This is a genomic window from Acidobacteriota bacterium, assembly GCA_016195325.1.
GTDB lineage: Bacteria > Acidobacteriota > Polarisedimenticolia > JACPZX01 > JACPZX01 > JACPZX01.
Window position 1 is genome coordinate 17,131 of the sequence record JACPZX010000004.1, and the last position, 11,743, is coordinate 28,873.

Annotated in this window: 10 protein-coding genes; 6 read left to right on the top strand and 4 right to left on the bottom strand. The window is 69.0% G+C overall.

Going from position 1 to position 11,743, the window contains the following annotated elements; genetic code table 11:
- Position 1: 1 nt before the first annotated feature.
- From sdhB to HY049_00885, 6 genes are all read left to right on the top strand, one after another.
- Entirely contained in the window at positions 2 to 754 is a 753-nt protein-coding gene (sdhB, locus tag HY049_00860; protein ID MBI3447459.1) for a succinate dehydrogenase iron-sulfur subunit, read from the top strand.
- A gap of 65 nt (positions 755 to 819) precedes the next feature.
- Positions 820 to 2,253, top strand: coding sequence for an aldehyde dehydrogenase family protein (locus HY049_00865; GenBank protein ID MBI3447460.1), 1,434 nt, complete (start codon positions 820 to 822; stop codon positions 2,251 to 2,253).
- Positions 2,240 to 3,658, top strand: a complete 1,419-nt coding sequence (sthA, locus tag HY049_00870; protein ID MBI3447461.1) for a Si-specific NAD(P)(+) transhydrogenase — start codon at positions 2,240 to 2,242, stop codon at positions 3,656 to 3,658. The genes HY049_00865 and sthA overlap by 14 nt, the downstream gene beginning before the upstream one ends.
- A 79-nt stretch (positions 3,659 to 3,737) precedes the next feature.
- The gene (locus HY049_00875; GenBank protein MBI3447462.1) at positions 3,738 to 5,144 is read left to right on the top strand and encodes an aspartate ammonia-lyase; all 1,407 of its coding nucleotides are present in this window, start codon (positions 3,738 to 3,740) and stop codon (positions 5,142 to 5,144) included.
- Positions 5,145 to 5,166: 22 nt separating this feature from the next.
- Positions 5,167 to 6,006, top strand: a complete 840-nt coding sequence (locus HY049_00880) for a hypothetical protein (protein ID MBI3447463.1) — start codon at positions 5,167 to 5,169, stop codon at positions 6,004 to 6,006.
- Between the two features lie 669 nt (positions 6,007 to 6,675).
- Complete coding sequence (locus HY049_00885; protein MBI3447464.1) at positions 6,676 to 7,968, top strand: MFS transporter; 1,293 nt, start codon at positions 6,676 to 6,678, stop codon at positions 7,966 to 7,968.
- Between the two features lie 9 nt (positions 7,969 to 7,977).
- Here the strand turns inward: HY049_00885 and HY049_00890 are convergent, their stop codons facing one another.
- The 4 genes from HY049_00890 to HY049_00905 form a co-directional block, all read right to left on the bottom strand.
- Positions 7,978 to 9,012: an ABC transporter permease gene (locus HY049_00890; GenBank protein MBI3447465.1), complete on the bottom strand. Its 1,035-nt coding sequence runs from the start codon at positions 9,010 to 9,012 to the stop codon at positions 7,978 to 7,980.
- Complete coding sequence (locus HY049_00895) at positions 9,005 to 9,943, bottom strand: ABC transporter ATP-binding protein (protein MBI3447466.1); 939 nt, start codon at positions 9,941 to 9,943, stop codon at positions 9,005 to 9,007. Before HY049_00895 ends, HY049_00890 begins: the two co-directional genes overlap by 8 nt.
- Positions 9,944 to 9,985: 42 nt before the next feature.
- On the bottom strand, positions 9,986 to 10,213 hold the full coding sequence (locus HY049_00900) for a zinc ribbon domain-containing protein (GenBank protein ID MBI3447467.1): 228 nt from the start codon (positions 10,211 to 10,213) through the stop codon (positions 9,986 to 9,988).
- 299 nt (positions 10,214 to 10,512) lie between these two features.
- Positions 10,513 to 11,743 (bottom strand): dicarboxylate/amino acid:cation symporter (locus tag HY049_00905; GenBank protein ID MBI3447468.1); only part of this gene is annotated, 1,231 nt, incomplete at its 5' end.

The following is an 11,743-nucleotide window of genomic DNA, read 5'->3' on the forward strand; positions in this document are numbered from 1 at the left end:
GATGTCCGATGCGAGCGTGAGGGTCCGGATCAAGCGGCAGGAGTCGCCTCAGATCGCGCCGCGGTGGGAGGAGTTCGACGTCCCCCGCCAGCCGATGATGAACGTCATCACGCTCCTTCTCGAGATCCAGAAACGGCCGAAGACCGCCGCCGGGGAGCCGACCTCGCCGGTCGCGTGGGACTCGCATTGTCTCGAGGAAGTGTGCGGCGCGTGCACGATGGTCATCAACGGGAAGGTGAGGCAGGCCTGCTCGGCGCTGGTCCACAAGCTCACAGAGCCGATCACCATCCAGCCGATGACGAAGTTCCCGCTGGTGCGCGACCTCGTCGTGGATCGGAGCCGGATGTTCGAGGATTTGAAGCGCATCCGCGGCTGGGTGCCGATCCAGGGGACGTACGATCTCGGGCCGGGCCCGAGGATGAGCCCCGTCGATCAGGAGAAAGCTTACGACCTGTCGCGGTGCATGACGTGCGGATGCTGCCTCGAGGTCTGCCCGCAGATCAACGCGCGGTCGGAGTTCATCGGGCCGGCGGCGATCTCGCAGGCGCGCCTCTTCAACGCGCATCCGACGGGGCAGAGCAACGCCGCAGAGAGGCTCGAGGCGCTGATGGGGCCGGGCGGCATCAGCGACTGCGGCAACGCCCAGAACTGCGTCCGCGCCTGTCCCAAGGACATCCCCCTCACGACCTCCATCGGCGAGATGGGGCGCCAGGTGACGGTGCACGCGCTGAAGACGCTTCTCACGGGGAAGTGACGCCGGCGGGGTCGCTGGCCGCGTCATCCCTCCCGCGATATCATCCCCGCTTTCACCAGGAGTCTATGCCGGAACCCTTGCTCGCCCGACCCTTCATCCACGGCCAGAGCCGCGCGACGCGCGATGTCGCGGAGGTCCGATCTCCGTACTCGGGCGAAGTGGTGACGCGATGCGAAAGAGGCGGCCCCACCGAGATCGCCGAGGCGCTGGGCTCCGCCCACGAGGCCTTCGAGACGACCCGACGTCTCGCGCCCTGGGAGCGCGCCGGCATCCTCTCGAGGATCGCCGCCGAGGTCGCGAAGCGCCGCGACGAATTCGCCGGGATGCTCGTGCGCGAAGCCGGCAAGCCCGTGAAGGCCGCCCGCCTCGAAGCCGAGCGCACAGTCCACACCTTCGAGGTCGCGGCCGAGGAGGCCAAGCGCCAAGGAGGTGAAGTCCTCCCGCTGGACACCGTTCCGTGGGGAGCCGGCCACTTCGGCATCACGCGCCGCTTCCCCATCGGCCTCGTCGCCGGCATCACGCCGTTCAACTTCCCGCTGAACCTCACCGCGCACAAGATCGCCCCCGCGATCGCCGCCGGTAACTCCATCGTGATCAAGCCCGCGTCGCAGACGCCCACCCCCGCGTGCGCTCTCGCAGAGATCGCCTTCGCGGCGGGCGCGCCGCCGGGAGCCGTGAACGTCGTCCCGGCCCGGTCGACCGACGTCGCCGCCTTCGTCACCGACCCGCGCGTGAAGATGCTGACCTTCACCGGCAGCCCCGCCGTCGGATGGGACCTCAAGGCACGAGCCGGAAAAAAGAAGGTCGCCCTCGAGCTGGGCGGGAACGCCGCCGTCGTCGTGACCGCCTCGGCCGATCTCGCGTACGCAGTGGAGCGAATCGTCGCGGGAGGATTCGGCTACGCCGGCCAGAGCTGCATCTCGGTGCAGAGGGTCCTCGTCGATCGAAAGGTCGAGAGGGCCTTCCTCGAACTCCTCCTCCCCAAGGTCAAAGCGCTGAACGTCGGCGATCCCCAGGACGAAGCCACGGACGTCGGCCCGCTGATCTCGAAGCAGGAGGCCGAGCGCGCCGAGGCCTGGGTCCGCGAGGCGGTGAGCGGCGGCGCGAGGCTCCTCGCCGGCGGCGAGCGCGAGGGTGCGATACTCAAGCCGACGGTCCTCACCGGGACGAAGCCCGACATGCGCGTGAACTGCCAGGAGATCTTCGCCCCCGTCGTCACCGTGACCGCGTACGACGATTTCGCGGCCGCCCTGAATACGGCGAACGACTCGCCCTTCGGCCTCCAGGCCGGCGTCTTCACGCGCGACGCCGAGGAGGCGTGGCGGGCCTTCGAGACGCTCGAGGTGGGGGGTGTGATGATCAACGACGTCTCGACGTACCGCGTCGACCACATGCCGTACGGAGGCGTGAAGGACTCAGGGGTAGGGCGCGAGGGATTGCGCTACGCCATTGAGGAGATGACGGAACCCAGGCTGATGGTCTGGAATCGGAGGAGCTGAGGTGGGCCAGGATCAGGAGTTCGACTTCGTCGTCATCGGGAGCGGCCCGGCGGGGCAGCGGGCCGCCGTCCAGGCCTCGAAGTTCGGCAAGAAGGTCTGCGTCATCGAGCGCAAGGAGGTTCTCGGCGGCGTCTGCGTGAACACGGGGACGATCCCGAGCAAGACGCTGCGCGAGGCGGTGCTGCACCTCTCCGGCGTGAGGGAGCGCGCCTTCTACGGCGCGGCGTACCGCGTGAAGTCCGACACCACGGCGAGCGATCTCTTCCAGCGCTGCAACATGGTGGTCGCGCGCGAGATCGACGTGATCCGCAGCCAGCTCCAGCGCAACAACGTCGTGCTCATGGGGGGGGAGGCCTCGTTCAGGGACCCTCACACCGTCGAGGTGCACGCCGCGGGGGGGGACGTCACGGTGCTCCGCGCCCGGTTCATCATCGTGGCGACGGGGACGATCCCCGCCGTCCCGTCGAGCATCAAGCTCGACGGCGAGCGACTCCTCAGCAGCGACAGCGTCATGTTCATGAAGTTTCTGCCGCGCACGATGACGGTGGTGGGGGGCGGCGTCGTCGGCATCGAGTACGCGTCGATGTTCGCCGCGCTCGGGTGCAAGGTCACGGTGGTCGATCTCCGAAAGCGGCTTCTCGAGTTCGTCGACACCGAGATCCTCGAGGATCTCATCTACCAGCTCCGCCAGACGGGGTGCACCTTCCGCCTCGGCGAGGAGGTCGAGCACATCTCGGTGGAGGAGAACGGATCGAAGGGGGCCGTCACACATCTGAAGTCGGGGAAGCAGATCTTCACCGAGGTCGTCCTCTTCTCCGCCGGGCGCATCGGCGCGACGGCCGATCTGAACCTCAAGGCCGTCGGCCTCGAGGCCGACCCGCGCGGGCGTCTCAAGGTCGACGGCAGCTACCGGACGACGGTGCCGCACATCTTCGCCGCCGGCGACGTCATCGGCTTCCCCTCGCTCGCCTCGACGTCGGCGGAGCAGGGGAGGCTCGCCGCCTGCTACGCCCTGGGGAAGCCCGTGCACTCCGTCCCTGAGCTCTTCCCGTACGGCATCTACGCCATCCCGGAGCTGTCGATGGTGGGGAAAAACGAAGACGAGCTGACGACCGCGGGCGTCCCCTACGAGTTCGGCGTCGCGAGGTACAAGGAGATCGCGCGCGGGCAGATCCTGGGGGATCAGACCGGCCTCCTGAAGCTTCTCTTCCACCGCGACACGAGGAAGCTCCTCGGCGTCCACATCATCGGGACCGGCGCCACCGAGCTGGTCCACATCGGGCAGGCCGTGATGGCCTTCGAGGGGACGGTCGACTACTTCGTCTCCGCCGTCTTCAACTACCCGACGCTGGCCGAGTGCTACAAAGTGGCGGCGCTCGACGGGATCAACAAGCTCGGGGGCTGAGCCCCCGCCACTTGACGCTCCCGGATCCAGGGCCGACAATGAAACCGCCCGTTTCCGCCCCCATCGGAGAGACCCCTCAATGTCCAGCCCCACGCGCACCGAGAAGGACTCGCTCGGGGAAAAGCAGGTTCCGGCCGAGGTCTACTACGGCATCCAGACCCTCCGGGCCGTCGAGAACTACCCGATCTCGGGGCTGAGGCCCCACCCGCGCTTCGTCGACGCGTACATGTACCAGAAGAAGGCCTCGGCCCTGGCCAACATGGGCGCGGGGGCGCTCGACCGGAAGGTGGGGGAGGCGATCGTCGCCGCGTGCGACGAGATCCTCGCCGGGAATCTTCGTGATCAGTTCGTGGTGGATGTCTTCCACTCCGGGGCGGGCGTCTCGCAGCACATGAACGTGAACGAGGTGCTCGCGAACCGCGCCGCGGAGATCCTCGGAGGCAAGCGCGGTGCGTACGCGCTCGTCCACCCGAACGATCACGTGAACTTCGGCCAGTCGACGAACGACACGTACCCGACCGCGATGCGCGTCGCGGCGCTCCTCGTGCTCCGCGATCTCGACCCCGCCCTCGCAGCCCTCGAGCGCGCCCTCGACCTCAAGGGGGTGGAGTTCGACAAGGTCCTCAAGTCCGGCCGCACGCACTTGCAGGACGCCGTGCCGATCCGGCTGGGGCAGGAGTTCGCGGCCTACGCGCGCGCGATCGGGAGATCGAGGACGGTGCTGAAGGATGCCGGCCGCCAGGCCGCAGAGCTCGGGCTCGGCGGCACCGCGGCGGGGACGGGGCTCAACACCGCGCCGGGTTACCGCGAGGCGGCGATCCGCCACCTCCGGGAGGCGACGGGCCTCGACCTCCGCCCCGCCCCCGACATGCGCGAGGCGATGCAGTCGAACCTTCCCATGGCGGCGGTGGCCTCGGCCCTCAAGATGACGGCCCTCGAGCTGCTCCGGATCACGAATGACCTCCGGCTTCTCTGCTCGGGGCCGATCACCGGCCTCGCCGAAATCGTCCTTCCGGCCGTCCAGCCGGGGTCGTCGATCATGCCGGGGAAGGTGAACCCGGCGATCCTCGAGATGGTGGCCATCGTCTCGTTTCACGTCGTCGGCGCGGAGACGGCGGTGGCGATGGCGGTGCAGGCCGGCCAGCTCGAGCTGAACGTCATGATGCCCACCATGGTCTTCGAGGTCTGCTTCGCCGGCGAGATCCTGAAGAACGCCGTCACCGTGCTCCGCGGGAAATGCGTGGAGGGGATCACCGCCAACGAGGAGCGCTGCCTCAGGTACGCGGAGCTCTCGCCGAGCCTCGCCACCGCGCTGAACCCCTACATCGGGTACGCGAAGGGGGCCGAGGTCGTGAAGGAGGCCCTCCGCACGGGGAAGACGATTCCCGAGGTCGTGCGGGAGAAGAAGCTGATGTCGGACGAGGAGATGAAGAGAGTGCTCGATCCCGTGAAGATGACCGAGCCGGGGATCACCGGAAAATCATAGACCTGCTCATCGGAGAGAACTCATGAGAATACTTGTGGTGTCGATCACATGTGTTGCGGCCACCGCCCTCGTGGCCTGCGGCGGAGCGACCAACCAGCCGACCGAGGTCCCCGCGTCGACGGCGACCCAGGCCCCCGCGACCCCGACGCAGGAGGCGGCGACGACCCCGCAGCCGACGGCGGGGCAGGCGGCGACGGGGCAGGCCCCGTCCCAGCCGCAGGCGTCGCGCCCGCGGCCCACGGCGCCGCCGGCGGCGTCGGCGCCCGCGAGCGGCACGCAGAATCCGGCGCCGACCGCGACCGCGTACAGGCCTCCGCCGCCGCCAAAAGCCGAGATGATCGAGGTCCCGGCGGGGACGGTCCTCGAGATGGAGCTGGTCGACCCGCTGTCGAGCAAGACGAACGTCGTGGGGGACACCTTTCACGCGAAGCTCACCGATGCGGTGACGATCGGCGGGCAGGACGTGATCCCCGCGGGATCGGTCGTCGAGGGGACGGTCACCGAGGCCATCTCGGCGAAGAAGATGACGGGGCAGGCGAGCCTCTCGCTCGAGTTCTCGAAGCTGACGCTGCCTGACGGCAAGTCGGTGGCCATCTCGGGAATGCTCACCGAGAAGGGAAAGAAGATCGGCAAGCGAACGGGCGCCGTCGTCGGCGGCTCGGCCGCGGGGGGCGCGCTCCTCGGTCGCATCATCGGCAAGAACACGAAGGGGGCGCTGATCGGCGGGCTCCTCGGCGCCGCCGCCGGCACCGGCGTCGCCGCGACGCAGAAGGGACAGGAGCTCAAGCTCCCAGAAGGGACGGCCTTCTCGGTCGAGACGTCCGGCCCCGTCCAGGTCCCCGTGCCCGCAAGGCGAAGTTGACGACGAAGCCAGGCTGATCGAAGGGCGCGGGGGTTCGCACCGGACCTCCGCGCCCCGCTCCGCAGCGCAAGTTCCCCCTCACCTCGCGCCACAGCGCGCACGCCCCCGTCCAACGGAATCCTGCGTCAATTCTCTCCGCCCGGAAACCGCGCCAGTGCAACCGGTTTGCGCGCGGCGATTCAGCGGACGACACGGCGCGAGTTGGCCCGGACTTTGTATTGATCACCATTGCCGGGCGCGAACACGGAACGGGGCGCCCGGCGGGTCCTGAGCTCTCGAACTTGACGATCGAGGGGTGGGATCGGAGCGGCGACGCCGGCCTCGAGATGGCGGCGAGGGAACGGCCCGACGCATCGTCCCGGACAATCCGGGGATGGGTCGATGACCCGACAGGATGCCTGGCGGGCCGTGAGCAACGCAGGGAGATCCGGCCGGGAGCCCTCCCCGGCAGATCAGGACGCGGCGCCGCGTCGGTTGCCACCCCGTTGCCGATAGAACACGGCGGCCTGCTTGAGGCCACCGGCGAGTGTACCGGGACGTTCGCGGAGCTAAGTTCTTGGTGGTCTCCTGCGAATCGGGGTAGGCGCGGGCCCCCGGTTCGACGAGCGTCCCGGTCTCCCCGCCCCGTCTCCCTTTCTATCCGGGCCCCCGAGGTCGTAGCATGCCGCGGTGACCGGCGGCGCGCCCCCCCACTCGTCCGAGCCCGTCTCCCGCCGCGAGATCCTCGCGTGGTGCCTCTACGACTTCGCGAACTCCTCGTTCTCGGTGATCGTCACCACCGTCGTCTTCAGCCGCTACTTCCAGCAGTTCGTCGTCGTGGGGGACGCGCAGTTCGGGAGCCTCCTCTGGGGGATCGCGATCTCCGTCTCGATGCTCCTGGTCGGGTTCGCGTCACCGCCTCTCGGCGCGATGGCGGACCTCTCCGCCTCGAAGAAGCGTGGCGTCGTCGTCTTCACCGCGGTCTGCGTCGCCGCGACGGCGGCTCTCTGGTTCGTGAAGCCCGGCGACGTCGCCCTCGCCATGATCCTCTTCATCGTCGCGAACATCGGCTTCGCGGGGTCGTTCTCCTTCTACAACGGCTTCCTCCCCGAGATCACGACCGAGGAGAACGTCGGCCGCGTCTCCGGGATGGGCTTCGCGTGGGGTTACGTGGGGGGCCTCGCGTGCCTCGCCGTCTGCCTCCCGCTCCTCCTCAAGCCGTGGGCGCCGGAGACCCTGGGATCGGTCCGGGCCTCCTTCCTCGTCACGGCGGCGTTCTTCGCCGTCTTCACCGTCCCCATCGTCCTCTGGCTGAAGGAGCGGGCCGTCCCGCAGGATCGCGTCGCCTTCTGGCCGCTGACCCGCGCCGCCTTCGGCCGTCTCTCAGAGACCTTGAGGCACGTGCGCGAGTACGAGGATCTCTTCAAGTACCTGATCGCCTTTCTCATCTACAACGACGCCATCGAGACGGTGATCTTCTTCTCGCCGGTCTTCGCCTCGGCGGTCCTGGGCTTCAGCGACGCGGAGGTGCTCTACCTCTTCGCGGCGGTGCAGGCGACGGCCTTCCTCGGCGCGTGGGCCCTCGCGGGCCTCACGGATCGCATCGGGGCGGCGCGCATGGTGGTGCTGACGCTCCTGGTCTGGTGCGGGCTCGTCGGGTGGGCATACTTCATCACGACGAAGCCCCTCTTCTGGGTGATGGCGCTCCTCGCGGGGCTGGTCCTCGGCCCCTGTCAGGCCGCGAGCCGATCGCTCATGTCGCTCTTCGTGCCGCGGGGAAGGAGCGCGGAGTTCTTCGGCTTCTTCTCGATCTCGGGGAAGTTCTCGGCGATCCTCGGGCCGCTCGTCTTCGGCTGGGCGACGTGGGCCTTCGGGAGCCACCGCGCGGGGCTCCTCTCGACGCTCTTCTTCTTCGTCGCGGGCCTTCTGCTGCTCCTCACGGTGAACGTCGACCGGGGAAAGAGGGCGGCGGGCGAAACCTGACGATGCGCCTCAGGTCCACCTGAAGAGCTTCAGCGCGGCCGCGAAAGAGAGGATCCCCCACGCGAGCATGAGGGCGATCCGCCCGAGCTGCGACGGGAGGTCGGCCCCCTCGAGGATGGCGGCGCGGAGCGCGTCGTTCAGCGCGGTGAGGGGGAGCGCCTTCACGAGCGGCTGCATCACCGCGGGGAAGCGATCGGAGGAGAAGAAGATCCCCGAGAAGACGAACATCGGGAGCATGACGAGGTTCATCAGCCCGGAGACCGTCTCGATCTTGCGGGCGCGGGAGGCGACCAGGAGGCCCAGGCCCGAGAAGACGAACGCCCCGAGGACGGCGAGGAGCGCGATCAGCCAGAGCGATCCGCGGATCACGAGGCTGAAGACGAGCCAGCCGAAGACGAGCATGAGGACCAGCTCCAGGAAGACGAGCACCATCCGGCTCGCCATCATCGCGCCGAGGAAGTCGGTCCGGCGCATCGGGGTCGCGATCAGGCGCTTCATGAGCCGGCGCGATCGCATCTCGACGATGACGAAGCCCACCCCCCACATCCCGCCGCTCATGATGTTCATCCCGAGCAGCCCCGGGATCAGGAAGTCGATGTAGCGGGCGCCGGGCTCGGTGACCTGCGTCTCGCGGATCTCGACGGGATCGACGCGGCCGGCGGCGCGCTCGAGCGCGTCGTGGACCATCTGGCGCGCGAGGACGCTTTCGGGCTGCGTCGGGTCGTAGCGGTACTCGTACGACGCGCCGGGGACGACGACGATCGCGACCTTGCCGAGACGGAGCCTGTCGCCCGATTCGGCCTCGGCGATCCTCGCGACCTGGAACCCCTTCGCCTCGGGAAGGGCCTTCACGATCCCGTCGGCCCCCTCCGATTCCACGACGCCGACCACGACCTTGTCGGGAGGCTTGTTGCGGAAGGCGACGCCGAGGCCGATCGCCAGGAGGACCGGGAAGCCGAAGACCCAGAAGACGACCTCGGGCTCCCGGCCGAACTCCTTGAGCCGGGCGAGGAAGAGCTGGAGAAAGGGGTTGGGCCTACTCATCGCGCAGGTGCCTCCCGGTGAGGCTGACGAAGACGTCCTCGAGGCTGGCGTGCCGGGTCGTCAGCCGCGAGAGATCGTGGCCCAAGTCGGTCAGCCGCTTCAGGAGGGCGGGGATCGCGACGTGCGGCTCACCGACGGTGAGCTGAAACCCTCCCGCCTCCTCGCGCGCCGCGCTGACGGAGGGAAGGGTCATGAACGCGGAGGCTTCGGGCCGGGCCGCCCCTCCGTTCACCGCGAACTCCACGACGTGCTCGCCGCCGAGGGAGGCGATCAGCTCGGCGGGGGAGCCGAGGGCGATCACCTTCCCCTGATCGACCACCGCCACGCGATCGCTGAGCCTCTCGGCCTCGTCCATGTAGTGCGTCGTGAGCAGGATGGTCCGGCCGCGGCTCCGAAGGTCCCGGATGATCTCCCAGAGCTGGCGGCGCGACTGGGGGTCGAGGCCGGTCGTCGGCTCGTCGAGGAAGAGGAGATCGGGATCGCCGACGAGGGCGCAGGCGACGGCGAGGCGCTGCTTCTGGCCGCCCGAGAGGTTCACGACCCAGGATTTCCGTTTCTCGAGGAGGCCGACCTCCTTCATGACCTCCGTCGCGGGGCGCCCCTTGCGGTAGAAAGAGCCGAAGAGCCTCACGGTCTCCTCCACGGTGAGCTTGTCGGCGAGCTTCGTCTCCTGGAGCGAGACGCCGATGCGCTGCCTCAGCTCGCGGTCGTCCTTCCCCCATCGAAGGCCCAGCACCTCGACCTCGCCCGCGGTCGGCTCGAGGATCCCCTCGAGGATTTCCACCGTGGTGGTCTTCCCCGCGCCGTTCGGCCCCAAGAGCCCGAAGCACTGGCCGGCGGGGATCTCGAGATCGAGCCCGCGCACCGCCTCGACGGGAGGCTTCGCGTCGTAGGTCTTGCGCAGATCGCGGCAGCGGATGGCGAGGCTCATGAGGCGGGCATCCTGTTGCGGGTGGGCCGGGAGCGTGGCCCGTCAGTCCATGTCGCAGGAGCCGGGGCCCCTCGGATCGCCGCACGTGCCGCACGACCCCGGGGCTTCCGCCGCGGCGGCCCTTCCGCTTCCCGTGCTGACGGCGAAGACCGAGATCATCTTCTCGAGGTCCTTGCTGTCGCACTTCGGGCAGGAGGGCTTCTTCGAGCCGAAGACGATCGTCTCGAACCGCTTGGAGCACTTGCGGCAGGTGTACTCGTAGAGTGGCATGGGAGTGAGTCTAGCTTCGATCCCCCGCGGTGCCAACCCGCCCGTCAGTGGGGCGCTGGTCAACACCGCGTCGCGGAAGTCGGCCTCCGCGCGTGAAGTAATCGCGCTCGGCCTCCCTCGGCGGCCAACAGCGCCGCCTCACCTCGCGAACAGGCGCTCGCCGGCTCGCGCCGCTCGTGGCTTGCTCGCCCACCCGTACCGGCGGCGCCGGCATCGTTTGATTGCAGGAGGCGCCAGCGCCCGAACGGGTACCCGGGCTCGTCCCGCACGCTCCCGCGACGCGGTGTTGACCATCGCCCCTATGTCGGCGCGCCGGGTTCCCCTCGCGAGACGACGACGGCGGCGGCGAGATCGCCGGTCACGTTCAGCGTCGTGCGGCACATGTCGAGGAAGCGATCGACCCCCAGGATCAGCCCGATCCCCTCGCCGGGGACTCCGACCATGCCCAGGATCATCGCGACGACGGGGATCGAGCCGGCCGGGACGCCGGCGGTGCCGATGCCGCCGAGGACGCAGATGAGGACGACCATCGCCTGCTGCCCGAGCGAGAGGGGCACGCCGTAGAACTGCGCGAGGAAGAGGACCGTCACCCCCTCGAAGAGCGCCGTGCCGTTCTGGTTCGCCGTCGAGCCGATCGTGAGGACGAAGCGGCTCACCGTCGGGGGCAGCTTCAGGTTCTCCTCGGCCACCTTCAGCGCGGTCGGGAGCGTCGCGTTGCTCGACGCCGTCGAGAAGGCGGTCAGCATCGCCTCCTCGATCCCCTTGAAGAAGAAGACGGGGCTCATCCTCCCCACGAGCTTCACGGCCGCCGAGTAGACGACGAACTGGTGGATGGCGAGCGCGAGGACCACGACGAAGACGTACCGCGCGAGCTGCCCGAGGATCTCGTAGCCGAGCTGCGCCGTCAGCGTGAAGAGGAGGGCCGCGACGCCGTACGGGGCCAGCGAGATGACGAAGCCGATGAGGCGCATCGTCACGTCGTAGAGCCCCTGGAGCGCGTCCTCGAACTTCCGCGCCGCGTCGGTGCGCGTCAGCGAGAGCCCGACGCCGATCATGAGCGAGAAGAACATCACCGCGAGCATGTCGCCCCCCGCGGCCGCCTTCAGCGGGTTGTCGGGGACGATCTGAATCATCAGCTCGAGGCCTGTCTTCGGCGCGGTGCCGCCGGCGACCATGGCCGCCCGCTGCGCCGCCCCCGCGGTCAGCCGGGCCCGCATCTCGTCCGACATCCCCTCGCCGGGGCGGAGGATGTTGACGAGGAAGACGCCCAGAAAGACGGCGATGGTCGAGACGATCGCGGTGTAGGCGAGCATCTTCAGCCCGATGCGCCCGAGGCTCTTCATGTCCCCGAGGCCCGCCACCCCCAGCGCGAGGGCCGAGAAGATCAGCGGGACGACGAGCATGAAGAGGAGGCGGAGGAAGATCTGCCCCGCGGGCTGCGTGACGTACTTGATGAACGAGGCGAGCGCGGGGGAGTCGCCGGCGGTCATGAAGGCGACGACGCCCGAGACGGCCCCCGTCGTCACGCCG

Bases quoted from the DNA above. Each gene is read 5' to 3' on its own strand.
- sdhB (MBI3447459.1), top strand. From the start codon at position 2: ATGTCCGATGCGAGCGTGAGGGTCCGGATCAAGCGGCAGGAGTCGCCT.
- HY049_00865 (MBI3447460.1), top strand. From the start codon at position 820: ATGCCGGAACCCTTGCTCGCCCGACCCTTCATCCACGGCCAGAGCCGC.
- HY049_00875 (MBI3447462.1), top strand. From the start codon at position 3,738: ATGTCCAGCCCCACGCGCACCGAGAAGGACTCGCTCGGGGAAAAGCAG.
- HY049_00880 (MBI3447463.1), top strand. From the start codon at position 5,167: ATGAGAATACTTGTGGTGTCGATCACATGTGTTGCGGCCACCGCCCTC.
- HY049_00890 (MBI3447465.1), bottom strand. From the start codon at position 9,012: ATGAGTAGGCCCAACCCCTTTCTCCAGCTCTTCCTCGCCCGGCTCAAG.
- HY049_00895 (MBI3447466.1), bottom strand. From the start codon at position 9,943: ATGAGCCTCGCCATCCGCTGCCGCGATCTGCGCAAGACCTACGACGCG.
- HY049_00900 (MBI3447467.1), bottom strand. From the start codon at position 10,213: ATGCCACTCTACGAGTACACCTGCCGCAAGTGCTCCAAGCGGTTCGAG.